At 72.7% G+C, this 22,006-nt stretch carries 28 protein-coding genes; 7 read left to right on the top strand and 21 right to left on the bottom strand.

Features of this window, described 5'->3' with window-relative positions:
* Positions 1-261: 261 nt before the first annotated feature.
* From AC5L3Z_RS21215 to AC5L3Z_RS21205, 3 genes are all read right to left on the bottom strand, one after another.
* Positions 262-1,545, bottom strand: a complete 1,284-nt coding sequence (locus AC5L3Z_RS21215; protein WP_494844461.1) for an erythromycin esterase family protein — start codon at positions 1,543-1,545, stop codon at positions 262-264.
* 485 nt (positions 1,546-2,030) lie between these two features.
* Positions 2,031-2,930, bottom strand: coding sequence for an NAD-dependent protein deacetylase (locus AC5L3Z_RS21210; protein ID WP_494844459.1), 900 nt, complete (start codon positions 2,928-2,930; stop codon positions 2,031-2,033).
* A gap of 193 nt (positions 2,931-3,123) precedes the next feature.
* The gene (locus tag AC5L3Z_RS21205; protein WP_494844457.1) at positions 3,124-3,681 is read right to left on the bottom strand and encodes a TetR/AcrR family transcriptional regulator; all 558 of its coding nucleotides are present in this window, start codon (positions 3,679-3,681) and stop codon (positions 3,124-3,126) included.
* A 93-nt stretch (positions 3,682-3,774) separates the two neighbouring features.
* Here AC5L3Z_RS21205 and AC5L3Z_RS21200 point away from each other — a divergent pair, with 93 nt between their 5' ends.
* From AC5L3Z_RS21200 to AC5L3Z_RS21190, 3 genes are all read left to right on the top strand, one after another.
* Positions 3,775-3,978, top strand: coding sequence for a hypothetical protein (locus tag AC5L3Z_RS21200; protein ID WP_494844455.1), 204 nt, complete (start codon positions 3,775-3,777; stop codon positions 3,976-3,978).
* Positions 3,978-4,514, top strand: a complete 537-nt coding sequence (locus AC5L3Z_RS21195; protein WP_494844453.1) for a DUF2269 domain-containing protein — start codon at positions 3,978-3,980, stop codon at positions 4,512-4,514. The genes AC5L3Z_RS21200 and AC5L3Z_RS21195 overlap by 1 nt, the downstream gene beginning before the upstream one ends.
* A 206-nt stretch (positions 4,515-4,720) precedes the next feature.
* Positions 4,721-5,149: a DUF4396 domain-containing protein gene (locus AC5L3Z_RS21190; protein ID WP_494844451.1), complete on the top strand. Its 429-nt coding sequence runs from the start codon at positions 4,721-4,723 to the stop codon at positions 5,147-5,149.
* An 82-nt stretch (positions 5,150-5,231) separates the two neighbouring features.
* On the opposite strand, the gene AC5L3Z_RS21185 is transcribed toward AC5L3Z_RS21190, so the two are convergent.
* The 15 genes from AC5L3Z_RS21185 to AC5L3Z_RS21115 all read right to left on the bottom strand — a co-directional run bounded on the left by AC5L3Z_RS21185 (position 5,232) and on the right by AC5L3Z_RS21115 (position 17,727).
* Complete coding sequence (locus AC5L3Z_RS21185; protein ID WP_494844449.1) at positions 5,232-5,903, bottom strand: hypothetical protein; 672 nt, start codon at positions 5,901-5,903, stop codon at positions 5,232-5,234.
* Positions 5,900-7,129, bottom strand: coding sequence for a globin domain-containing protein (locus AC5L3Z_RS21180; RefSeq protein ID WP_494844447.1), 1,230 nt, complete (start codon positions 7,127-7,129; stop codon positions 5,900-5,902). Before AC5L3Z_RS21180 ends, AC5L3Z_RS21185 begins: the two co-directional genes overlap by 4 nt.
* A 2-nt stretch (positions 7,130-7,131) precedes the next feature.
* Complete coding sequence (locus AC5L3Z_RS21175) at positions 7,132-8,397, bottom strand: nitric oxide synthase oxygenase (RefSeq protein ID WP_494844561.1); 1,266 nt, start codon at positions 8,395-8,397, stop codon at positions 7,132-7,134.
* 335 nt (positions 8,398-8,732) lie between these two features.
* On the bottom strand, positions 8,733-9,326 hold the full coding sequence (locus AC5L3Z_RS21170) for a MerR family transcriptional regulator (RefSeq protein ID WP_494844445.1): 594 nt from the start codon (positions 9,324-9,326) through the stop codon (positions 8,733-8,735).
* A 189-nt stretch (positions 9,327-9,515) separates the two neighbouring features.
* Positions 9,516-9,980: a bifunctional nuclease family protein gene (locus AC5L3Z_RS21165; RefSeq protein WP_334532554.1), complete on the bottom strand. Its 465-nt coding sequence runs from the start codon at positions 9,978-9,980 to the stop codon at positions 9,516-9,518.
* A gap of 181 nt (positions 9,981-10,161) precedes the next feature.
* Positions 10,162-10,860: a transcriptional regulator FtsR gene (gene ftsR / locus AC5L3Z_RS21160; protein WP_334532557.1), complete on the bottom strand. Its 699-nt coding sequence runs from the start codon at positions 10,858-10,860 to the stop codon at positions 10,162-10,164.
* A 50-nt stretch (positions 10,861-10,910) separates the two neighbouring features.
* Positions 10,911-11,363 (bottom strand): oxoglutarate dehydrogenase inhibitor Odhl, encoded by a 453-nt coding sequence (gene odhI / locus AC5L3Z_RS21155; protein ID WP_088962138.1) that lies wholly within the window; start codon positions 11,361-11,363, stop codon positions 10,911-10,913.
* Positions 11,364-11,581: 218 nt separating this feature from the next.
* Positions 11,582-11,962 carry a glycine cleavage system protein GcvH gene (gene gcvH, locus AC5L3Z_RS21150; RefSeq protein WP_494844442.1) on the bottom strand — a complete coding sequence of 127 codons (381 nt, stop codon included), beginning with the start codon at positions 11,960-11,962 and terminating at the stop codon, positions 11,582-11,584.
* A gap of 54 nt (positions 11,963-12,016) precedes the next feature.
* Positions 12,017-12,973 carry a DUF881 domain-containing protein gene (locus AC5L3Z_RS21145; protein WP_494844440.1) on the bottom strand — a complete coding sequence of 319 codons (957 nt, stop codon included), beginning with the start codon at positions 12,971-12,973 and terminating at the stop codon, positions 12,017-12,019.
* A gap of 10 nt (positions 12,974-12,983) precedes the next feature.
* Positions 12,984-13,316 carry a small basic family protein gene (locus tag AC5L3Z_RS21140; RefSeq protein ID WP_446214391.1) on the bottom strand — a complete coding sequence of 111 codons (333 nt, stop codon included), beginning with the start codon at positions 13,314-13,316 and terminating at the stop codon, positions 12,984-12,986.
* The gene (locus tag AC5L3Z_RS21135; protein WP_494844438.1) at positions 13,313-14,260 is read right to left on the bottom strand and encodes a DUF881 domain-containing protein; all 948 of its coding nucleotides are present in this window, start codon (positions 14,258-14,260) and stop codon (positions 13,313-13,315) included. The genes AC5L3Z_RS21140 and AC5L3Z_RS21135 overlap by 4 nt, the downstream gene beginning before the upstream one ends.
* Complete coding sequence (clsA, locus tag AC5L3Z_RS21130; RefSeq protein ID WP_494844436.1) at positions 14,257-14,898, bottom strand: cardiolipin synthase ClsA; 642 nt, start codon at positions 14,896-14,898, stop codon at positions 14,257-14,259. Before clsA ends, AC5L3Z_RS21135 begins: the two co-directional genes overlap by 4 nt.
* Before the next feature lie 309 nt (positions 14,899-15,207).
* On the bottom strand, positions 15,208-15,681 hold the full coding sequence (locus AC5L3Z_RS21125; RefSeq protein WP_494844434.1) for a MarR family transcriptional regulator: 474 nt from the start codon (positions 15,679-15,681) through the stop codon (positions 15,208-15,210).
* A 47-nt stretch (positions 15,682-15,728) separates the two neighbouring features.
* Entirely contained in the window at positions 15,729-16,916 is a 1,188-nt protein-coding gene (locus AC5L3Z_RS21120) for a PP2C family protein-serine/threonine phosphatase (RefSeq protein WP_494844432.1), read from the bottom strand.
* 64 nt (positions 16,917-16,980) lie between these two features.
* The gene (locus tag AC5L3Z_RS21115; protein ID WP_494844430.1) at positions 16,981-17,727 is read right to left on the bottom strand and encodes an SAM-dependent methyltransferase; all 747 of its coding nucleotides are present in this window, start codon (positions 17,725-17,727) and stop codon (positions 16,981-16,983) included.
* A 118-nt stretch (positions 17,728-17,845) separates the two neighbouring features.
* Between AC5L3Z_RS21115 and AC5L3Z_RS21110 the strand changes: the two genes are divergently transcribed.
* The 3 genes from AC5L3Z_RS21110 to AC5L3Z_RS21100 all read left to right on the top strand — a co-directional run bounded on the left by AC5L3Z_RS21110 (position 17,846) and on the right by AC5L3Z_RS21100 (position 19,481).
* Complete coding sequence (locus AC5L3Z_RS21110; RefSeq protein WP_494844428.1) at positions 17,846-18,727, top strand: universal stress protein; 882 nt, start codon at positions 17,846-17,848, stop codon at positions 18,725-18,727.
* 74 nt (positions 18,728-18,801) lie between these two features.
* Positions 18,802-19,011, top strand: a complete 210-nt coding sequence (locus AC5L3Z_RS21105) for a phosphatidylethanolamine-binding protein (RefSeq protein ID WP_494844426.1) — start codon at positions 18,802-18,804, stop codon at positions 19,009-19,011.
* The gene (locus AC5L3Z_RS21100; RefSeq protein WP_494844424.1) at positions 19,008-19,481 is read left to right on the top strand and encodes a hypothetical protein; all 474 of its coding nucleotides are present in this window, start codon (positions 19,008-19,010) and stop codon (positions 19,479-19,481) included. The genes AC5L3Z_RS21105 and AC5L3Z_RS21100 overlap by 4 nt, the downstream gene beginning before the upstream one ends.
* Here AC5L3Z_RS21100 and AC5L3Z_RS21095 read toward each other — a convergent pair.
* Positions 19,478-19,678 (bottom strand): hypothetical protein, encoded by a 201-nt coding sequence (locus AC5L3Z_RS21095; protein ID WP_494844422.1) that lies wholly within the window; start codon positions 19,676-19,678, stop codon positions 19,478-19,480. The two genes, AC5L3Z_RS21100 and AC5L3Z_RS21095, sit on opposite strands and share 4 nt — an antisense overlap.
* A gap of 131 nt (positions 19,679-19,809) precedes the next feature.
* Between AC5L3Z_RS21095 and AC5L3Z_RS21090 the strand changes: the two genes are divergently transcribed.
* Entirely contained in the window at positions 19,810-20,466 is a 657-nt protein-coding gene (locus AC5L3Z_RS21090; RefSeq protein WP_494844420.1) for a hypothetical protein, read from the top strand.
* Positions 20,467-20,470: 4 nt separating this feature from the next.
* On the opposite strand, the gene AC5L3Z_RS21085 is transcribed toward AC5L3Z_RS21090, so the two are convergent.
* Both AC5L3Z_RS21085 and AC5L3Z_RS21080 read right to left on the bottom strand, forming a co-directional pair.
* Positions 20,471-20,656 (bottom strand): hypothetical protein, encoded by a 186-nt coding sequence (locus AC5L3Z_RS21085; protein ID WP_494844567.1) that lies wholly within the window; start codon positions 20,654-20,656, stop codon positions 20,471-20,473.
* 73 nt (positions 20,657-20,729) lie between these two features.
* Positions 20,730-21,998, bottom strand: coding sequence for a hemolysin family protein (locus AC5L3Z_RS21080; protein WP_494844418.1), 1,269 nt, complete (start codon positions 21,996-21,998; stop codon positions 20,730-20,732).
* Positions 21,999-22,006 lie beyond the last annotated feature (8 nt).

Below are 22,006 nucleotides of genomic sequence, written 5' to 3'. Positions count from 1 at the left end.
GGCAGATCTCGTACCCCCACGGCAGCGTCAGGGGCGGCTGGAGGAGGTGAAATGCACGAGCCGGCGACCCGCCCGGAGGACCTGGGCCGGTTCTTCGTCACCCGCGCCAACGCCGATGACGTCGCAGGCCGCCCCACCACCGGCCGGCTGAGGACCAACTCCGCGATCTGATCGTCGGTCAAGAATCCGTCGGCGCGACCTGTCACCAGCGGCGCGAGGACCCACTGAGCCGCAGGTCCTCGCGCCGCGAGTCATGGCGATCTAGAAGTTGACGGTGTTGTCTCTGGTTGCGGTAGGGCTGGACAGAACCGCGTCGAAGGCCTGTTGAAGGTTCGATTCCATCGCTGCGCTCTGTGAACGGATGCTTGCCAGTGATGCGACGGCTGGCTCAGGTGAGCGAAGGTCGGTGAGGGTGATGGCGGTGTCGAGCCCGGCGTCGGCGAGTGCCTTCTCCACGCTTCCCGGAGGCGGGGCAGCGAGGCGAACCTGCTCGACGGCGAAACCGACCGGGGACGCCTCGGCAGGGAAGGCCATCTCGGGTACGGCGTCGGCGGTGTGGGTCAGGGCCACGGCACGGTACTGCGGACCGAGGCTTCGTGCGAGGTAGTGGCCCATCGGCAAGGCGGCGAGGTGGCCGTCGAAGGTCACCGGGGTCTTCTGGATGTGGTTGTTGTGCGCGATCACGACGAGGCGTGTGTCCGGGCCGGTGTGGCCGAGGTGCCACTGCACCGTGGTGGCCATGTAGTAGTCGCGTATCGAGGTATCACCGGGAAGGCCCCCGCCGGAGAACAGATCGTTCATCGCCTGGAGCATGTAGTCGGTGTGGCAGGCCGCGTCGAGGTGCCGCCGTACGGTGTCGTAGCGGCGGCGGTCGCTGCGCGAGACGTAGATCGGTTCGAGGGCGCGTGCCCGCAGTGACAGCTTGGCCAGGCAAGCGGTGAGGGCATGCTGGCGGGCGGATCCGAGGGTCGCCCACTGCGGCGCCGAGACGGCGGCTGAGCCTCCGGTGATCTGGTCGGCTGTGGGCAGGACCGTGGCCAGCAGGTCGGCGGCGTCTGCGTCGACCAGCCGGAGGTAGTCGGCGACGGGGTCGAGGTCGGGCCGCAGGGTGAGGGTGTTGGGAAGGTCGATGCCGAGGATCTGAAGGGGCTGCGACCTGCCGCGGTTGTAGCGGCGCAGCCAGCGCAGCAGCTCTCCGAACAGACCGACGCTCAGGGGTCCGGTCAGCTGCGGCAGGTCGGCATCGTCGCCGGCGCCGGCGAGCCAGGGATTGACGGCGGAGGCCTCACAGGCGCCGAGTTCGAACGCCAACACCGTGAATCCGCAGCGTTCCACGAGGTAGCGCAGCAGCCGGGCGCGGGCGAGGGTGAACTCGTGGACGAAGTGCGCGCCTTCGCCGATGCTCACGACGCGGCTGTCTCCGACGATGGCGCGCAACGGTTCGAGGTCGTTCAGTGCGGTGTGATCTGGGTCCAGGGTGTGCAGGACGGCGGTGTGGCCGTCCAGCAGGTGTGCGGGGTAGCCCGATGAGTTACGGGAAGTCATGATGATGCACTTGTCTCTCTGCCGGTGTTGACGGTCAACGCGGTCAGGAGCGCAGGGCCGTGGGCGGGGCGCTTGCTGGACTCAGCGATGCGTGCCGCTGTTGCCGGAGGCGAGGCACTCCGGCGCCACCGCGTCTCCTGGAGGACGCGTTTCAGAGAAACAAGCTGCCGATGGGCATGCGCTGAGCTTATCAAGGGTGTGTTCAGCGCTCGGACGTGCCAGGGGCGCCAACCTGCGGGTCCGGGCGCGGTTCGGGTGGTTGCGCCACCACCCCTTCGCCATGATCGGCTACCGGCCGGCGTCGGCCCCGCCGAGGTGAGTGGCCGCGCAATGCCCGCAGCTGGTGCGGGTCTCCACCGGGCATGGCGGCCACGAATCCATCACCGGCGCGTTCACCTCGACGAGCGGACGGAACGCCACGGGGTGAACAGCCACGTTGATCAGCGAGCCTCGGCGTTGGCCTCGCTGGCAGCCACGGCCGGCCCTCAGAGCGCGGCGGGCGTCACCGTCGCCGGCGCCGCGCCCACACCGACCGGCCCGGTCGGCGCCGCGGCGGCGACCCGGTCGGCCAGCGCGGGCAGCAGCCAGCCCAACGGCGCGTCCACCGTCAACGCCGCGTACCCGTCACCGCGGGTCGGGCCCTGGTTGGCGATCACCACCGGGATGCCGAGCTTCGCCGCGCGCAGCACGAACCGCCGCCCCGACATCACCGTCAACGACGACCCCAGCACCAGCAGCACCCGCGCCGCGCCCACCATCGCGAAGCAGCGCGACACCCGGTCGGCGGGCACCGTCTCGCCGAAGAACACCACGTCCGGTTTCAACATGCCGGTGCCGCAGAACGTGCAGTCGACGGTGCGGAAGCCGGCCACCTGCTCGTCGGCGAGATCCACGTCACCGTCGGGGTTGATCGCCCCCACCGCCGCGTCGAAGTCCGGGTTGGCCTCCCGCAACCGCCGGTCCAGCTCCTCCCGGGAGGTGCGGTTGCCGCAGTCCAGGCAGATCACCTCGTCGAGGCGACCGTGCAGCTCCACCACGCCGCCGCTGCCCGCCGCGGTGTGCAGGCCGTCGACGTTCTGCGTGATGATCCCGTCGACCAGGCCGGCGTCCTGCAGGCGGGTCACCGCCCGGTGCCCGTCGTTGGGCGCCGCCCGGGCGATCATCCGCCACCCCAGGTGGCTGCGCGCCCAGTACCGGCGCCGCGCCAGCGGATCCCCGGTGAACGTCTGGTAGGTCATCGGGGAGTGCCGGCGGGCCGCGCCGCTGGGCCCCCGGTAGTCGGGGATGCCCGACTCGGTGGACAGCCCCGCCCCGCTCAGCACCACGACACCGCCACCGGCGATCAGGCCGGCCAGCGCGTCGATCGTCTCCGTCACCCGTCCCATGCTGCCTCAACCGCCCCACGGTCGGCCAACGGCGCACCGGTGACCCGCACGACCGGATCCCGCCCCACCGGCGGGCCGAGTTGCCGGTGTGCGTGTCGTCGTCATCGCGGTGTCAAAGAGGTGCACCCGGCTGCGACGATGGCGGCTCGTCGGCGGGTGAGGTTCTGCTCCCGGAGCTCGCCCGGCAGGCCGCTCACGGGCGGGGGCGCAGGCCGTCCAGGACGACGGTGACCAGCCGGTCCGCGCTGGTGGCGGCGCCGAGGGCGTGCTGGCAGTAGGCGGCCAGCTCGCCGGCCGGGACGTCGCCGCGCACCTGCCCGGCGCGGGCGGCGTCGGCGACGAGGTCCCGGATCAGGGCGTGCAGGTGCTGGTGGGCGTGGCTGACGTGGTCGCCGCGGTGCAGCATGACGGCAAGGTCGCCGTCGGGTCGGTGATGTGCCATGCCGGCGTAGGCGGTCAGCACCGCCGTGAGCCGGGTCGCCGGGTCACCGCCGTCGGTCGCGTCGCGGATCGCGGTCAGGTGCGCGAGGTGCCGCTGGACGTGTCGCTCGTGCCAGGCGCGCAGGACCGCCTCGACGTCCGGGAAGTACTTGTACAGGGTGGCGCGGCCGATGCCGGTCGCCTCGGCGATGCCAGACATGGTGACGCCGGTCAGCCCGTGCTCGGCCACCAGCGCGGCGGCGGCGTCGAGGGTGGCGTCGCGCACCGCGGCGCGGTGGGCGACGACCGTGTCGGTCCACAGCTTCGGCACCCCGCCAGCCTACACACCGCCACGGCTGTGACAGTATGACGGCGACCGAGACATACTGTCTCGAAAACGGGCCGCTGGCGACGAGGAGGTCGGATGTCCGAGCAGATGCCGCAGCCGGGCAGCGGCCCGGGCGTGCCGCGCTGGGTCAAGGTGATCGGCATCGTGGTGGGCGTGCTGGTGCTGCTGCTGGTCGTGGCGCAGCTGACCGGGATCGCCGGAGGCCACGGCCCGGGCCGGCACCTGCGCGGCGTGGACGCGACCGCCGTGCGGGCGCCCGGCGGGCCGGGGGTGCGGTAGTGGCGCTGCGGCCCGGCGGGCGTAAGGCGGCGCTGTTGGCGCACGTGAGCACGTCGGCGGGGTGGTTCGGCGCCGTGACGGTGTTCCTGGCGTTGGCCGTCGCGGGGCTGCGCAGCGGCGACGACGCGGTGGTGCGCGCCTGCTACGTGGCGATGGACCTGACCGCGCGGTACGCGATCGTCCCGCTCGCCGCCGGCGCGTTGGTCAGCGGCCTGGTGTCGTCGCTGGGTACCCCCTGGGGGTTGCTGCGGCACTGGTGGGTGCTGGTCAAGTTCGGGCTCATCGTGGTGGCGGCTGTCGTGCTGCTGCTGCAACTGGCCCCGATCGCCGCGCTCGCCCGGGCCGCCACCGCCGGCGACCTGGCCGGCGAGGTGAGCGCCGCGCGATGGTCCGAGGCTCGGCTGTCGCTGGTCGTGCACGCCACCGGGGGCCTGCTGGTGCTGCTCGCCGCGATGGTGCTGGCCATCTACAAGCCGCGCCGCATGACTCGTCACGGTTACCGCCGCACCACCGCCCGGAGCACTTCCGGCGACTGAGGGCCCGCCTCCACCCTTCCATCTAATACCCCCCGGGGGTATATTGGTCGGGGTCGAAGGAGGAGGCAGCCATGAACCACACCAGCCCGCACCCACCACACACCGATCACCGCGGCCACGGCGCCCACCCCGGCAGCGGGCCCGTGGCCCATCAGCACCAGGGCGCCGCGGCGGGACCGGCGGCGCCAGGACGAGCGTCGTGGCCGATGGCGGCGCAGGCCACCCTGCACTGCCTGACCGGCTGCGCCATCGGTGAGGTGCTCGGCATGGTCATCGGCACCGCGCTGGGCTGGCACGCCGGACCCACCGTGATCCTCGCGGTGGCGCTGGCATTCGTCTTCGGCTACGCGCTGACGATGCGGCCGCTGCTGCGCGCCGGCCTGGGTCCACGCACGGCGCTGAAGGTGGCCCTCGCCGCCGACACCTTGTCGATCACGGTGATGGAGGTCCTGGACAACGCGGTCATGCTGGCCGTGCCCGGGGCGATGGAGGCCGGCCTGGCCAGCTGGGTGTTCTGGGCGTCGCTGGCCTTCGCCCTGGCGGTGGCGTTCGTGCTGACCACGCCGATCAACAAGTGGTTGATCTCGCGCGGCAAGGGCCACGCCGTCGTGCACCAGTACCACCACGCCCACTGATCAGCCGCACCTCACCCCGGTACGCGCGGCGGCCGGCACCCCCGATCGGGGGTGCCGGCCGCCGCCGACGCCGTGTCGCCGCCTATCCGCCCAGCACGGCGCGCAGCTGAGCGCTCGCGCCGCCCGCCGCCGCCGCGTCCGCGCGCAACTGCTCCGACTGCGCCGACAGGTACGCCTGCCAGCGGTTCAGCTGCTGCTGCGCGGCCGCCACCGCCGCCAGCGCCGCCGCGTGCCGCTCCTCCAACTCCCGCAACTGCCGGGCCATGTCCTGCCCGCCCTGCCCACCGGCCGCGCCGTTCGGCCCGGCGCCGTTGGCGCCCATGCCGGTCGCGGCCACGTCACCGGCCCGGCGGTGCGCCTCGGCGAGGATGTCGTCGGCCTGCCGCCGCGCGTCGGCGATGATCTCCGCGCCCTCCGCGCTGGCCTCACCGATCGTCCGGTTCGCCTCGTCCTGCGCCCGCATCGCCAACTCGACGGTCATCGGGTCCGGGCCCTGCGGCGCGTTGCTCGGCAACGTCCCGTGCCGCAGCATCTCCACCTGGCTGAGCAGCCCCTGGTTCTCCCGCCGCTGCCGCTCCAACTCGTTGACCAGCAACGCGATCCGGTCGTCCGCGGAGCGGACGACCGTGGTGACCTCGTCGGCGGACAGCCAGTGGCTGCCCCGGAACCGGCGGGCCTCCAACATGGACAACTGGCGGGCGATCTCGCCCTGGTCGGCGAGGGCGGGTAGACGGTCGGAGTGGTCGATGCTCATCGGGCACCTGTCCAGCTGAAGTCGCGCGGGGCAGCGGCGCCGGCCTCGGCGAGGGGCGGATAGAGAGAGTGATCGTAGCTCTCCGTCAGGACCTGCTCGGGCTGCACACCCGAGCGCGCCAGGATCGCCAAGGTCTCCCGGGTCATCTCCGGGCTCCCGCACACCAGGATCTCCGTGTCGTGCCACGGGCCCAACCGCACCGCCGTGTCAGCGGCCCGCCCGATCGCCCCCTGCCAACCCCAACCCGTCTCCACCGTCGGCACGTACCGCAGCCACCCGGCGCCGCCGTTCTGCCACGCGCCCGCCGGCGGCATCGACGCCAACTGCGCCAACGCCGGCTCGTCGTAGAGGTCCTCCGGGGTGCGGCCACCCACCACCAGCGTGGTGCGCCGCCCCGTGCCCTGCTGCAACGCCTCCACCACCGCCCGCAGCGGCGCCAGGCCGGTGCCCCCGGCGATCAGCAGCAGCGGCAGCTGCGGCGACCGGTCGTACGACGACAACGCCGTACCGGTCGGGTTGCCCAACAACAGCCGGTCACCCACCCGCAACTTGCGCACCAGGTGGGTGGAGAAGCGGCCCGTGGCCCGCACGTGGAACTCGATCGTCCCGTCCGCCCGCGGCGCGTTCGCCGGCGACAGGTACCGCCACGTGCGCAACTGCGGCACCTGCACCGGCAGCGACTGCCCCGGCAGGTAGCTGCACAGGTAGTTCGGGCGCACCGTGAACACGGCGATGTCCGCCCGACGCCGCTCCGCGGCGAGCACCTCCGCCTCCCAGTACGGCGGCGACGTCCGCTCCGCCTCCGCCGCCCCGCTGAGCATCAGCTTCGCCACCGCCTCGTACGCCGCCGCCCACTCCGCCCGCAACGCCGGCGTCCAGTACGGCCCGAGGAACCGCTCCAACGTGGCCAGCAACGCCTGACCGACCCAGATGTAGTGCCGCTCCCCCAGCACCACCGGGTTGCCCCGCTGGTCCTGCCCGTGGAACCGGCGGTGGTCGGCGCCCAACCGCTGCGTGAACGCCGTCAACGTGCCCGGGTCATCCAGATTGGTGATGATGTGGCCCAACGCCTTCAGGAGCTTGTCCTCCTGGTACTGCATGTTCGTCGGGAACATCGACCGCGCCTCCGGCGCGACCACGAACAACGTCGCGTAGAAGTACTTGGCCGCCTCCGGACCCGCGGCGGAGAACTGGCTCCAACTCTGGCGCAGCGCCACGTGGTCCATCGTCAGTCCTCCTGCGTGCGGGCGAGCTCATGCCGCTGCCGCAGACTCAGCTCCGCCACGCCCTCGGCGTCGTAGGCGCGGTCGGCCTGCCACAGATTCGGATTCGGCACCCGGGTGTCGTAGTAGCGGTGGTGCACCGCGTGCAACGCCGCCCACCCCACACTCCCGTTGATCCACGACCAGTCCCCGTGCACCGGCCGACCCGCCCGCTCCTCCTGCGCGCAGAACTTCATGAACAGCTCCGACTCGGTGTGCGGATCCGACACCCGCACACCGGCCTCCTTGAACGAGTGCAGCACCGCCTGGTTGATCACCAGCACCGCGTGCTCCCGCCACAGGGTGTCCTCCCGCGAGGTGTCCAACCCCAACGCCGTCGCCACCACCAGCAACTGGTCGTAGCGCGCCCGGTCGCCCATGTTCCGGGTGCCGATCTCGTCGCTGAGGTAGTGCCCGTTGAACGGCGCGCAGCTGTAGTCCACCCCACCGATCCGCAGCCGCATGTTGCTGATCACCGGCAACGCGTGCCAGCGCAGCATCAGATCCGCGAACCACGGATACGACGGATGGGTCAACGCCACCTCACGCACCAGCTCCCGCGGCACGGCCACCACCGTCGGATCCTCGTGCGCCGTCTCGATCACCCACGGCAGCAGGTCGAACCGGCCCGGCACCGGCGGCGGACGCCAGCCCAGCCGCCGCGCCGCCTCCGTCATCCCCACCTGCGCCGGGTCACCCAGCACGGACCCGTCGGCCCGCCGGTGCCCGCAGTAGCGGATCAGCTGGTCGTTCCAGATCCGCGCCCGCGGACCCACCCCCGGACGGTCCGGCGCGAACACCGTGATCACCGACTGGATCCGGCCACCGTTGTCCCCGGCCGCCAGGTGCGCCGCCAACTCCTGCGCGATACCCGCCACCGTGGTCACGTGCCGCCGGTCCCGGACCTTCAACCCCGCCCACCGGATCCGCCCCACGCACCGCGCCGACTGCCGCCACGCCACCTTCGCCCCGTACACCAGCTCCTCGCGGGTGTGCCGGTACGACCCGGTCAACGCGATCTCCTCGCGCACCTCCGCCAACCGCGCCGCCAACCCCGGCAGCCCGCGCTCGGCGTGGAACAGCTGGAGAAACTCCGCCGCCTCCGCGGCGACGTCGTCGCCGCCGGCCCGCTCGGTGGCCGGCTCACGCTGCGCCGCGACACCCGTGACCGGGCAGGAGGCCGCGGGCGCGTCGACGTCGGCGTGCTCGGCGACGGCGCCGCCGGCCCGTATGGAGCGGAGCCCGATGTGGTGGTCAGTGTGCACGTCGGCTCGTTTCCCCGTTCTCCCGCGGACTCCGGCGCGCCCTGCGCGCCGCCCCCCGCACCTCAGCTCCACACCATCCACAAGTCATCACACACAGTGACGGGACGGTGTCCTTGGTGATTGCCTTGGACAGGATTCCTGGGAACACCACAACTGTCAACAACACGACTTCCGCCGGGAAAGTTGCACAGTGGACAATGCTCACCGGACAGTCCCACCCATCGGACTCCGCAGGTCACCGCCGCCCTCGCGCACAACGAAGCGCCGCGACCGGAACCGGTCGCGGCGCCCGAAAGAACGAATCAGCCCGCCCGACGCCGTGCCCGACGCGCCGCCAACTCATCGCCCACCACATCGGACACCGGCTCCGCGGGCACCCCGCCACCGGCCACCGCCGGCTCCGCCGGCAGATGCGACAACGAACCCTGGATCTCCTTGAACGCCCCACCGATCGCGATACCGAAGACCCCCTGGCCGCCCTGCAACAGGTCGACCACCTCCTCGGGCGACCGACACTCGTACACCGTCGTCCCATCCGAGATCAGCGTGATCCCCGCCAGATCCTCCACCCCACGCGACCGCAACGCCTCGATCGCCTTCCGGATGTTCTGCAGGGACACCCCGGCGTCCAGCAACCGCTTGACGACCTTCAACACCACCAGGTCCCGGAACGAGTACAACCGCTGCGTACCCGACCCCGACGCGTCCCGCACACTCGGCACCACCAGCGCCGTCCGCGCCCAGTAGTCCAACTGCCGGTAGGAGATCCCCACCGCATGGCAGGCCGTCACACCCCGGTAACCCACCGAACCGTCACCGTCCGTCGCCACCGGCGACGACCCCGCACCCGACTCGTCCCGCTCGACACCCGGCTCAGGATCCCGCGGCTCGTGCATCCCGACAACCTCCCCGTCAGTGCGGTGACACGTCGTTTCCGGGACGTGCACCCCTCGACACGGCAACCCTATCCCCGCATCCGGGGGTTACCACGGAGGAACAGTCGCGACACGCCGCGCAGCGCCACCGACGACCACTCGACGCACCCGGCCGTCACACACCGTGACGACAGGGTACGGAGACGCCGGTCAGCCCGCGAAATCCTCCGGACGCACCTGGTCCAGGAACTCGCGGAACTTCTCCACCTCGTCCTCCTGCTCGTCGGGAATCACGATCCCCGCCTCACCGAGGACCTGCTCCGCACAACGAATAGGAGCACCCACCCGCAACGCCAGGGCGATCGCATCACTGGGCCGGGCCGACACCCGCACCCCGTCACCCAGCAACAGATCGGCGTAGAAGACGTTCTCCTTCAACTCGGTGATCTCCACCGCCCGCAACGGCGCCTTCAACGCCGCCAGCACGTCCCGCAACAGATCATGCGTCAACGGCCGCGCCGGCTTGACACCCTGCTGCTCGTAGGCGATCGCCGTAGCCTCGACCGCGCCGATCCAGATCGGCAGATAGCGGTCGCCCTCTACCTCCCTGAGCAGGACGATCGGCTGGTTGCTGGGCAGCTCCACCCGAACTCCGACCACGCTCAGCTCGCGCACCGCCGCCTCCGTGTCGTCGTCACCTACGCACCGCGCCCTTTCCCTGCACGGTACACGGACCGCGACACGGTCGTCCCATGCGCACCAGCACCACGCCCCGCGCCAGAAAAGGGTTACCCCGGCAAGCCTACGGCACGCTTCCCGGGGCAGATCTTTCCGCACGCACACCACCAGGGCCGGCTCACCGACCCAACGTCGAGCGCAACCCCACCCGCACCAACGCCGCGTGCAACTGCTGCGACAACGCCATCAACTCCCGCGCCGTCTCCGCCGCCCGCGCCCGCGCCGCCGGATCACTCTGCCGCACCAACGGCGCCACCAACTGCGCGAACAGACCCACCTCACGATCCGCCGCCGACCGGTACGCCCGCAGATGCCGCGGCTCCAACCCGTACGCCGCCAACCCCGCCACCGCCCGCGCGATGATCAACGCATCCGCGTCGTACCACCCCGGCGGATCCGACACCAGGACGCCCAGCCGCTCCAGCTCACCCACCGTCGACTCGTCGAGCCCACTGCGCGCCACCAGATCAGCCCGCCCGAGCCGCACCTGCGACGACTCGGGCTCCTCCGCCTCCCGGCCCGGCACCTCACCACCCGGACCCACGGCCACCAACGTCGGCCGCTGCCGACCCGGCGCCTCACCGTCGGCATCCCACTGGGCCAACTGGTCACGAATCACCCGCAACGGCAGATACTGATCCCGCTGCGCGGTCAACACGAACCGCAGCCGGGCCACGTCGTCCCAGCTGTACTTCCGGTAACCCGCCGCCGTCCGCTGCGGCTCCACCAGCCCCTCGGACTCAAGGAACCGCAGCTTCGAGATCGTGACGTCCGGGAACTCCACCCGCAGCTGCCCCAACACCTCACCGATACTCATCAGCGGGTGAGACCGGGCCGACCCGGGCGGCATCGACGCCGCAGGCTCGTTCACCCCCGGCCGGCCTCCTCCTCCGGGCGCGGACCGGCGATGAACACCACCCGGAACTTACCGATCTGCACCTCGTCGCCATTGCTCAACGTGGCCGCCTCGACCCGCTCCCGGTTCACGTACGTGCCGTTCAGGCTGCCCACGTCCCGCACCGTGAACGTCCCACCGTCCCGGTGGAACTCCGCGTGCCGCCGCGACACCGTCACGTCGTCCAGGAAGATGTCACTGTCCGGGTGCCGCCCACTGGTCGTCACGTCGTGGTCCAACAGGAACCGGGCACCCGCGTTCGGGCCCCGACGAACCACCAGCAGCGCCATACCCGGGGGCAACGAGCCGGACATCCGGCTCGGCACCACATCGGTGTCCGGACCCTCCAGCACTTCGTCCAGCGAACCGAGATTGAGCGTCGAAGTGACGTCGAGCGGGGGGAACTCGTCGCCTGGGCGCGTCATGGGACCACCTCACGGATCTGTTCGGTCAGCGTCGGGGTAATGGCGGGTCTGGCCGCCGGGCAGTCGCACACCCGGCGGCTGGCTCCCCGTGCCAGGGAAGGCAATTACACAACGCTCAACTATTGGGGTTCTCGGTCGACTGGGCGAGCCTAGCCAGCGCCGAAATGCAGGGCAACCGGACGCGCGGAGAACATCACCCACGCCCGGCACAGGGCAACTCAGCTCTCGGTGAGCTCGCGGTAGGCGCCAGCGGTCAACAACCCGTCCAACGCCGCCGGATCATCCGGCGTGATCTCCAACAACCACCCCGCACCGTACGGGTCCGTGTTGATCACGTCGGGAGTGTCCGCCAGCGCCTCGTTCCGCGCCGCCACCGTACCGCTCACCGGCGCGTAGATCTCCGACACGCTCTTGGTCGACTCGATCTCACCCAACGGCTCACCGGCGGCAACCACCGCGCCCTCGTCCGGCAACTGGACGAACACGATGTCACCCAACGCGTCCTGCGCGAAGTGGGTGATGCCGACCCGGACGGCCCCGCCGTCGGAACCGACCACCCATTCGTGTTCGGCGGTGTAACGCAGATCCTCAGGAATCACCAGACGCGTCCTCATCCATCCGTGCACCGGGGAAACCCGGCGCTGCCGCGCCGATCAGGAGACCGGACGGGCGTGTTCCAGCTTCAACGGAGCGTGCAGCGCCGAAACCTCGGCAACTTCGAGCTCGTCGACGCTCACGGTACCGCCATCGCCTTTCACCGACGCGATCACCCCGCCCGGAATGTTCAACGCGGTACGCATCGTCGTCGGGTCACCGATCACCGTGATCGAATACGGGCCCCGGATCGTCCGCCCGTCCACCACCAGAGCCCCGTCCGGGCCGTCCAGGAAGAACGTCGAGGCGATGATCCGCACCGGCGAACCCTCACCACCGGAGATCTGCATCGCCTCCGCGCCCGCGCCCCGCAACTCCTGCACCGCGTCCAAGATCTGATCCGCAGCGACCGGCTTGCCGCCGGCGTCGAAACGCACGCTCAACCCCGGCCCCCGCGCCGGCAACGTCCCGGCCAGGATCCCCAGCTCGTCGGCCCGCCGCGTCGCCTCCTGCAACGCCGCCTGCCGCCCCTGCTCACCCGAGCGCAACTGCCGCTGGCTCTCCTCCAGACCGGCGATGTCCTGCTGCAACCGCTTCTGCCGCGACTCCAGATCCGAGAAGATCCGGACCAGGTCCTCCTGCCGCGTCGCCGCCAGCGTCGGATCCGTCGAGGTGGTCTTCAGCTGCACCACCAGGGTGAACCCCAGCAGCGCCAGCAACACCCCGATCATCACCCCGGCCGAGCTGATCCGCCGGCCCGGCGCCGGCGCCGCGGCCACCCCGACCGGCTCCGCCTCCACCGACCCCTGGTCCGCCGGCGGCAGGTCGGCCGGGTCGACCGTCTCCCCGTCGTCGTCCGGCGACTCCCCCGGCTCCGCCGCCGGCGCCAACGGACTCAACTCGTCCGGATCCGGCGCGTCCGGTCGCGGATCCGGCTCACCCGCCGGCCCCGAAGGCCGCACCGGCTCCGCCTGCTCCGGCCACCCGGTGCCCGTGTCCCGCTGCTCGTCGCTCATCGCCACAAACCTACGCCCGGAACAGGTGACGACGGATCGCCGCCACGTTGCCGAAAATCCGCACCCCGAGCACGACCACCACACCGGTGGAGAGCTGACCGCCCACCCCCAGCTGGTCACCCAGGTACACGATCAGACCCGCCACCAGCACGTTCGAGATGAACGACACCACGAACTGCTTGTCGTCGAAGATCCGGTCCAGCTTCGCCCGCACCCCACCGAACACCGCGTCGAGCGCCGCCACCACCGCGATCGGCAGGTACGGCTGCAACGCGGCCGGCACGGTCGGGTCCAGGTAGATCCCGAGAACCACACCGACGAGCAGCGCCAGCACCGCGATCATCGGACACCTCCGGAGGGGCGAGGGGACGTACCCGAACCGATCGGCCCGGGACTGGACGAACGGTCGGCACCCGACCCGGACGGCGACGGGCTCGGACTGACCGAAGGCTCCGCGTAGCGTAGCCGCGGCTCCGTGGCCGCCGGCAGCGTGAGGTCCTCCGCGTCCCGCACCTGGAACGACAGCCCGGCGATCTTCGCCACCCGACGCATCAGGTACGCCGAGCGGCTCTCCTCGAACCGGTCGCGCATCGAACCCGGCCCGATCGCCGTCACCTCGTACGGGCTGGTCACCGGACGGAAGTCCACCAGGATCGCCGCTCCGGCCGAGCGGATCGTCGACGTCGCCGTCAACCGCTGCCCGTTGATCGCCACCGCCTCCGCCCCCGACGCCCACAGGTCGTTGGCGACCTTCTGCAGGTCGGAGTAGAGCACCTTGTCCGGGCCGACCTCCGAGTCACCGGTCACCGCGTCCTCGTCCTTGGGCGCCGCGTCGGTCAGCCGCACCACCAGGCCGTCCCCGCGCACCCGGCCCAGACCGGTGCCCGCCTCCAGGTTGCGCAGCCGGGCCGCCTGCGAACCGCTCAACGCCGCGTCCCGCTGCCGGCCGACCTCCTCGCGCAACCGGTCGGCGCGGACACTGAGCTGGTCGGTCTCCGCCTCCCGCTGCTGGATCTGCGCCACCAGCCCGGCCCGCGCCTTGCTGCGGCTCGGCTCGTCGGCCACCGTCTCCCGGTACGCCACCGCGAACAGGAACCCGACCGCGGCGAGCACCACCACGGCCACCGCCCTCGCCGACGTCCCCCGCCACCCCTGCGGGGCCGGCGACCGCTCCCGCCGGGCCGCCGCGTCGGCGTACCCGGGGTCGAGCGGATTGCGGAACAGCTCGGTGAGGAAGTCCGGGGCGTACACCCGGCTCGGACGCCGGCCCGGATCCGGCGCGCTCACGCCGTCGCTCCCCGGGAGTCGGCGCGGACGGCCCGGACCAGCCGCCCGGCCTGGACCACGTACATCGCGCCGGCCACCCAGTACAGGACCAGCCCCCACCAGGCCAGCCCCCAGCCGATCGCGCCGGCGGCGGTCGCCACCGGCGCCGACGCGGAGGCCAGCAGCAGGATCGGGAACGCGGCGAGCAGCAGGAACGTGGCGGTCTTGCCCACGTAGTGCACCGGCGGCGGGCCGTACCCGTACCGACGCAGCACCGTCAGCGAGCCGACCAGCAGCAGCTCCCGGGCCAGCAGCGCGGCGGTGAACTGCCACGGCACCACCTCGCGCACGGTGAACGCCAGGAGCGTGGCCAGGATGTAGAGCCGGTCGGCGAGCGGGTCGAGCAGCTCGCCGAGGCGGCTGACCTGACCGAGGCGGCGGGCGATCCAGCCGTCCACCCAGTCGGTGGTCCCGCCGATGGCCAGCACCACGAGCGCCGCCACGTCCGCCTCGACCACCAGGAAGAGCCAGAGGAACAGCGGTACGCCGAGCAGCCGGACGAAGCTGATCAGGTTGGGCAGGGTCAGTACCCGGTCGGCGGCGTCGGTCTCGCCGTCCGAGCGGTGCGGATGCTCTGCCCGAGCCGGCCGACGCGACACCGATCCTCCCTCCGCAGCACGATCCGGGTGCCTGTCGGGCACCCGGCGGGACGTGCGCGTTTCCCGGGCCGGCCGTCGCCGGCGCCTCGGCGATCCCGGGCTGGGACCTCCCCCTGACGCGGTCCCCGAGCGTCGTGGCCGTGGACCGGTGAGTTGCGCAGCCACTATATCGGGCTCACGTCTGCTCCCCCGAGCCGCGCGTCGACGTCGATGACCGGTGTGCCGTGTGTGGTGCGTCACCACCCGTAGAGCATCCTAGGACACTAGTTGAATACGGCGGGCCAGGGCTCGTCCGGTCCGGGTTCGTGGTCAGGCCGTACGGGCCGGGGCGTCGGCCTGGGCTGCCGGCTCGGCCTCGGCCTCGGCGGCCTGGCCGAACGCCAGCAGCGCCAGCAGCAGCTCGTGCTGGGCCCGCGGCGTCATCCGGTCCAGCACCGTCTGCACCGCCCGGTGCCGCCGGTCCTTCAGCTCCTGCAGCAGCGCCAGCGCCGCCGCCGTGGGGACCAGCCGGACCTCCCGGCGGTCGCGGGGATCGGCCACCCGGCGCAGCAGCCCGGTGGCCTCCAGCCGGTCGCAGAGCCGGCTGGCCGAGGACGGCACGACGTCGAGCAGCTCGGCCAGGCGGTTGACGTTGGTCTCCGGCCGGTCGCTGATCAGGGCCAGCACCCGCAACTGGGTCGGCGGGACCGTCACCTGGTGCCGGGAGGCGGCCGGGTCGAGCACAGCCAGGAGCGCCTCGGCAGCGGCGTCGATCGCCGCGGCAAGATCCGGAGGTCGCTCCACCCGCTGTCCCCTGCGATTGTCCCGCTGTTCCGTGGCCGTCGGCCCGGTTACCGTTCGCGCCACCCGTCACCACCGCCGGTCCCGCGCCAGTCCAGACAGACGACGACGGCGTCGTCGCGGAGGTCGGTCTCCGCATGATAGGCGAACAACTCGCGCATCACCGTACCAACCGCCTCGGTGGCCGGCTGCAACCGCGTGGACCGCATCGACCGCGTCATCGCCCGTTCCCCGTAGGTCTCGTGGCCGCCGGGGCAGGCCGCGTACACCCCGTCGCTGACCACGAAGAGCCGGTCCCCCGGCTCCAGGTCGAACTCCTGCACGTCGTACCGGGTCTCGGCGAACATGCCCAGCGGCAGCTGCTGCTCCAGGGTGATCGGGGTGACCGTGCCGCCGCGCAGCCGCAGCACGTGCGGGGAGCCGGCGTCCACGGCCCGCACCCGTCCGGTGGCGGTGTCCACCGAGAGCAGCAGCGTGGCCACGTGCCGACGTCCGCGGTGCTGGTAGTAGATGGTGTCCGAGGCGAGTTCGGCCTGCTCCACCAGGCTGCCGCCGGAACGGCGGGCGTTGCGCATCGCGTTGACCGTCAGCGCGGTCAGCAGCGCGGCGGCCAGGCCGGTGCCGGTGCCGTTGAGCACGGTGACGGTGAGCTGGCCGGCGTCGACCGACCAGTCGAAGTGGTCGCCGCCGACGGTGTACGCCGGTTCGAGCTGCCCGGCCAGCAGGAACGACTCGTGCGTGACGCTACGCCCGGGCAGCAGGTCCCACTGCATCTCGGCGGCCATGGTGAGCCGCTCCCGCCGCCGGGCCCGCCGGTAGCGGTCGGTCTCCCGGTCGGCGGCGCGCAGCGCCGTGGCCAGGTCACCGGCGATGTCACCGAGTCGTCGCACGAGGTCCGCGTCGGTGGCGTGCGGGAACTCGACCAGCAGCACGCCGAGCCGCTCACCCCAGGCGGTCACCGGCGTCCAGACCCGGCAGTGCCCGTCGTCCCGGCCGTCCAGCACCGGCTGCTGGCTGCTGAAACAGCGCTGGGCCACCCCCTGGCAGGCCAGGAAGCCGGCGTCGGGCAGCTCCGGGTCGAGCACCGGCAGCAGCCCGGCGATCCGGTAGTCGGCGAGCAGGACCTCGACGCGGGAGGCGCCGAGCGTCGACCGGACGTACCGGTCGACGGCCTCCACCAACTGGTCGGGCGGGGCCTCGCGGAGAGCGCGCGACACTGCTCCGGGGGCGTCCGGCATCTTCGTCCTCCGAGAAATTCTTGCTGTAGAGCAAGAATCATACGGAGGGCGGGGCATCGACCGGTCAGCCGGCCGACTTGGTGGCGAGCCCGCCGTGGAAGGCGTCCGGCACGGCCGTCGGCTCCCCCACCGGCCGCCACCGGGACACCGGGACGATGCCGTCGGCCGTCGGCGTCCAGCGGCCCAGCAGTGGCGCGAACGCCGCCGGGGCGCGCATCCGGAACTGCGGTCCCATCATGGCCAGCGCCTCCGGGTACGCCGCCAGCTCCTCGCTGTCGAAGTCGACCGCGAGGAAGCTGCCGGGCGCGGCCGCCTCGTAGAGCTCGTCCAGGGTACGCGCCAGCGTGTCGTCGTCGAGGAAGGCGGCGAGCCCGAGGAAGACCACCCCGACCGGCCTGCGGCCCCACCCCGGCACGAAGCGGTGCAGCTGGGCCGGGTCCACCGTGCCGATGTCGGTGGCGTCGCCGTACCCGTAGCCGGCGCGGTCGCTGCCGGCCAGGATCTGCTGCCCGAGCCGGACGGTCACCGGGTCGACGTCGGTGTAGAGCACCGTGGCGGAGGTGGCCACCTCGTGCACGTTGCCCCGGGTCGGCAGCCCCGCGCCGAAGACCAGGAACCCGTCCACCCCCGCCCCGGCCATGGCGGCCACCGCCCGGCCCAGGAAGGCCCGCAGGTCCTGGAAGATCGCCGCACACGGCCCGTACGCCCCCTCGAACGCCCGGGCCGCCGCCACGTCCACCGGATAGTGGTGCGTACCGCCCAACCAGAAGTCGATCATGCGGGCGGTGCTGGGCTGCTCCGGCTCGGCCATCGACGGCGCTCCTTCCCTCGGGTGGCCGACAGCGTAACGACGACGACCGGGCTCGCGGTATCGCCCCGGCGACAGTGCCACGGCCGCGATACTGGCCGCGGGTAGGAGGTGCGGCGACGTGAACTCGGCGAACAGCGCGGCCGTGGTGGTCGGCGTGGACGGCTCGGAACCGGCGCTGCGCGCCGTCCGGCTCGCGGCTGCGGAGGCCCGCCGGCGCCACCGGCCGCTGCGGGTGGTGCACGCGTTCATCTGGCCGCTGCTGCGGGTGCCGGTCGAACCGCCCGAGGGTGCGCCACCCGGCGGCGGGCTGCGCCACCAGGCCGAGCAGGTGGTGGCCGACGCGGTGGCGGCGGCCGAAGCCGCGGCGCCCGACGTACCGGTCACCGGCGAGATCATCGACGGGGAGGCGGCCGCGGTGCTGCTGGGCGAGTCCCCCGCCGCCGCCCTGATCGTGCTCGGCGACCGCGGACTGGGCGGCTTCGCCGCGCTGGTCGTCGGCTCGGTCGCCGTCCAGGTCTCCACGTACGCCGACTGTCCGGTGCTGGTGGCCCGCGGCGAGGAACACGCCGGCGGGCCGGTCGTGGTCGGGGTGGACGGCTCGCCGGCCTCCCGGGCCACGGTGGAGTTCGCCGCCGAACAGGCCAGCCTGCGCGGCGCCGCCCTGCACGCGCTGCACGCCTACCGGCATCCGACCTCCAGCGGACCCGGGGACATGCAGCCGCTGGTCTACGACGAGTCGACGCTGCGCGGCGAGGAGGACCAGGTGCTCACCGAGTCGCTGGCCGGCGTGGCGGAGCGCTACCCCGACGTGTCGGTCACCCACCGGGTGGTCCGGGAACGAGCGGCGACCGCGCTCACCGAGGCGTCCCGCGACGCCCTGCTGGTGGTCGTCGGGGGGCGGGGGCACGGGCCGCTGACCGGGCTCCTGCTCGGCTCGGTGAGCCACGCGGTGCTGCACCACAGCGCCAGCCCGGTCGCCGTGGTGCGGGCCCCCGAGTGAGCGCGGTTGGCCCGTTGCCGAACGGGTAGACGGCGCGGGTACGGCACGCGGTGACAGCGACCGAGGAGGCGGCAATGTCAGGACCACGGCCGGGAAGCAACGCCTACGACAAGGCCCGCGCGCGGCTGCGCGACCTGATCGAGCAGTCGGGACGCGCGGCCGACCAGGAGGCCAACCAGGTCGCCAACCGGATCCTCCAGGAGGATCGCGGACAGCGGGGCGTGGTCCGGGGCGAACGGACGTACGGCCCCAAGAGCGAGCGCGAACCCGGTGACCCGAAGTGAGGTCGTCGGCCCTCGTCGACGGGGCGATCGCCGGCGCGGTGGGCAGCACCGCGCTGAACGCCGTCGGCTACCTGGACATCCTGATCCGTGCCCGGCCGGCGAGCAGCGCACCGGACGAGAGCGCCCGCCGCATGGCGGAGCTGGCGCACGTGGACCTTGGCCCCGAGGACCGGGCGGTCAACCGCCGCGCGGGCCTCGGGGCGCTGCTCGGGTACGCCACCGGCATCGGGGTCGGCGTGGCGTTCGCGCTGCTCGCGCGGCGGCGGACGTCGCTGGCCGCGGCGACCGGCCTGCTCGGGGGCGGAGCGATGGCGGCGTCGGACGTGTCGATCACCGCGCTCGGGGTGAGTGACCCGCGCACCTGGACCCGCACCGACTGGTTGTCCGACATCATCCCGCACCTGGCGTACGGTGTGGCGGCCGCAGCCACCTGGAACCGGCTGCGGCCGCCCCACGGGCGGGGACGTTAGCCCTTCACACTGTCGTCCTCGGCGGTCGACCCGCCAGGTCCGTACGGTGAGGCCTGTCCCTTCGGGACAGGCCGTCCCCGGTCACCGGTCGAGTGGCTCTTGTTGAGCGGGTGGCCGGTCGGCTTGGGCCCCTTGCTGTCCTGACTGGTCGCGCCCTTGTCGTTGCGGCGGAACTCCTCCTGCTGCGGCTGCACCACGGCGGTCTCCTCCCCCGGGTCTGTCCGGACGCGGCGGTCGCCGGTCCGGTCAATGGCTTACCCGCCGCCGTGGAGCGCATTCGACCACCGGCCGCCCGGCTGATCCGCGCCAGGACGGGTACTGCCCGGTCATGGGGGACGAACGACAGGTGGCCCGGGTGCTGCTGGACCGGCAGGGACGCACCTACGCCGAGGAGGCGGGCATCCGGCTGACCGACCGGCCGGGTCCGCTCTACCAACTGCTGGTGCTCGCCACCCTGCTGAGCACCCGGATCAGGGCGCAGGTGGCGGTGGCCGCCGCGCGGGAGCTCTTCGCCGCCGGCTGCCGTACGCCGCAGGCGATGGAGGCGGCGAGCTGGCAGGACCGGGTCGACGCCCTGGGCCGCGGCCACTACCGCCGCTACGACGAGCGGACCGCCACGATGCTCGGCACCGGCGCCCGGCTCTGCCTGGACCGCTGGCACGGTGACCTGCGCCGGCTGCACCGGGAGGCGGGTGGGGAGTCCACCGCGCTGCGCCGCCTGCTGACCGAGTTCCCCGGGATCGGGCCGACCGGCGCGGACATCTTCCTGCGCGAGGCGCAGACGGTCTGGCCGGACGTGCGCCCGTACGCCGACCGGCGGACCCTGACCGGGGCCCGGCGGCTCGGGCTGCCGGCGAACCCGCGCGGCCTGGCCGGTCTCGTCGGCGAGGCGGACTTCGGGCGGCTGGCCTCGGCGCTGGTCCGGGTGGCCCTGGGCGAGGAGTCCGCCGCGGAGGTCAACCGTAGCGCCGCCGGGGCCCGCTGAGCCCTCACTTGGCCGGCTTGTCGCCCGGCTTGGTCAGGTGCCACACCAGCAGCGCGGCCAGCAGAGCGAGCAGCACCAGCCCGCCGGAGATGCCGCCGCCGTCCTGGTCGGCGCTGCCGATGACGCCGAAATAGATCACCGCGAGCCCGGCCAGCACCGCCAGGAACTTGCGAATCCCTTGGTCCCTCACGTTTCGGACGGTACGGCGGCACATCGCCGGGCACCGGCGCTTCCGCATCGTTTCCCCCGTCCGGGGTACCCGGTCAGCAGCCGGCCGCGGAACCGCGCAGCCGGACCCGGCGGACCGCCCGGTCGGCGACCTCCACCACCTCGATGGTCAGGTCGGGCAGCCGGACGGTCTCCCCCGCCCCGGTGGGCAGCCGGCCCAGCCCGGCCAGGACCAGCCCGGCGACCGTGGTGTACTCCCGCGACAGCGGGAAGGTCAGCCGCACCCCGACGTCGGGCAGGTCGTGCAGCGGGAAGTCACCCGAGAGCAGCAGCGCCCCGTCCGGTTCCCGGACCACCCCGCGCACGTCCCGGTCGGTCTCGTCGTACAGCTCGCCGACGACCTCCTCCAGCAGATCCTCCATGGTGATCAACCCGTCGATGCCGCCGTGCTCGTCGACCACCAGGGCGAGCTGTTCGTGGCGCTGCCGCAGCTGGCGGATGGCGTCGGCGACCGGCAGGGTGGCCGGCAGCAGCAGCGGTGGCCGGGCCTTCTCCCCCGCCGAGGCGTCACCGGCGTCGACCAGGTCGCGGATGTGCACCACCCCGCAGACGTCGTCCAGCCCACCCGGCCCGATCACCGGCGCGCGGGACCGGGCGGCGCCGGCCAGCCGCCGCACCGCCTCGGCGGCGGGCATGGCGGCCGGCAGCACCGTCATGTCGCGCCGGGCGACCAGGACCTCCCGCAGGGTACGGCCGGCGATGTCGAACGCCCCGGACAGGATCTCCCGCTGCTGCGCCGACAGGCCCCGCTGGCTGACCAGCATCTCCCGCAGCTCGTCCTCGGTCATCTCCTGCCGGCGGGCCCCCGGATCCCCGCCCGCGAGCCGGACCAGCAGGTCGGTGGCGCGGCTGAGCAGCCAGACCGCCGGGCGGGACAGCCGGGCCGCGACGTCCAGCGGCGCGGCGCTGAGCAGCGCCCAGCGTTCCGCCCACTGCATCGCCAGCCGTTTCGGGGCGAGCTCCCCGACGACCAGGGTGACGAAGGTGAGCACCACGGTCACCGCGACCACCGCCACCGGTTGCGCCGCCCGGCCGAGGAAGCCCAGCGGCCCGACCAGCGGCTCGGCCAGCGACACGGCCGCCGCCGCGGAGGCGAGGAACCCGGCCAGGGTGATGCCGAGCTGGATGGTGGCCAGGTAGCGGTTCGGTTCCCGGACCAGGCGGGCCACCCGGTCGCCGGCCCGACCGGAGCGGCCCAGCCGCCGCAACTGACCCTCGCGCAGCGTCACCAGCGCCATCTCGCTGCCGGAGAGGGCGGCGTTGACCAGCACCAGTACGGCCACCAGGGCCAGCTGACCGGCCATCACACCCC

This window comes from Micromonospora sp. LZ37 (assembly GCF_059359015.1).
This window is presented reverse-complemented; position numbering and strand designations above follow the sequence as displayed.

Excerpts from the sequence above, each read along its gene's own strand:
- AC5L3Z_RS21215 (WP_494844461.1), bottom strand. The coding sequence starts at position 1,545 with ATGACTTCCCGTAACTCATCGGGCTACCCCGCACACCTGCTGGACGGC.
- AC5L3Z_RS21210 (WP_494844459.1), bottom strand. The coding sequence starts at position 2,930 with ATGGGACGGGTGACGGAGACGATCGACGCGCTGGCCGGCCTGATCGCC.
- AC5L3Z_RS21200 (WP_494844455.1), top strand. The coding sequence starts at position 3,775 with ATGTCCGAGCAGATGCCGCAGCCGGGCAGCGGCCCGGGCGTGCCGCGC.
- AC5L3Z_RS21190 (WP_494844451.1), top strand. The coding sequence starts at position 4,721 with ATGGCGGCGCAGGCCACCCTGCACTGCCTGACCGGCTGCGCCATCGGT.
- AC5L3Z_RS21185 (WP_494844449.1), bottom strand. The coding sequence starts at position 5,903 with ATGAGCATCGACCACTCCGACCGTCTACCCGCCCTCGCCGACCAGGGC.
- AC5L3Z_RS21180 (WP_494844447.1), bottom strand. The coding sequence starts at position 7,129 with ATGGACCACGTGGCGCTGCGCCAGAGTTGGAGCCAGTTCTCCGCCGCG.
- AC5L3Z_RS21170 (WP_494844445.1), bottom strand. The coding sequence starts at position 9,326 with ATGCACGAGCCGCGGGATCCTGAGCCGGGTGTCGAGCGGGACGAGTCG.
- ftsR (WP_334532557.1), bottom strand. The coding sequence starts at position 10,860 with ATGAGTATCGGTGAGGTGTTGGGGCAGCTGCGGGTGGAGTTCCCGGAC.
- odhI (WP_088962138.1), bottom strand. The coding sequence starts at position 11,363 with ATGACGCGCCCAGGCGACGAGTTCCCCCCGCTCGACGTCACTTCGACG.
- AC5L3Z_RS21145 (WP_494844440.1), bottom strand. The coding sequence starts at position 12,973 with ATGAGCGACGAGCAGCGGGACACGGGCACCGGGTGGCCGGAGCAGGCG.
- AC5L3Z_RS21140 (WP_446214391.1), bottom strand. The coding sequence starts at position 13,316 with ATGATCGCGGTGCTGGCGCTGCTCGTCGGTGTGGTTCTCGGGATCTAC.
- AC5L3Z_RS21120 (WP_494844432.1), bottom strand. The coding sequence starts at position 16,916 with ATGCCGGACGCCCCCGGAGCAGTGTCGCGCGCTCTCCGCGAGGCCCCG.
- AC5L3Z_RS21115 (WP_494844430.1), bottom strand. The coding sequence starts at position 17,727 with ATGGCCGAGCCGGAGCAGCCCAGCACCGCCCGCATGATCGACTTCTGG.
- AC5L3Z_RS21105 (WP_494844426.1), top strand. The coding sequence starts at position 18,802 with ATGTCAGGACCACGGCCGGGAAGCAACGCCTACGACAAGGCCCGCGCG.
- AC5L3Z_RS21090 (WP_494844420.1), top strand. The coding sequence starts at position 19,810 with ATGGGGGACGAACGACAGGTGGCCCGGGTGCTGCTGGACCGGCAGGGA.
- AC5L3Z_RS21080 (WP_494844418.1), bottom strand. The coding sequence starts at position 21,998 with ATGGCCGGTCAGCTGGCCCTGGTGGCCGTACTGGTGCTGGTCAACGCC.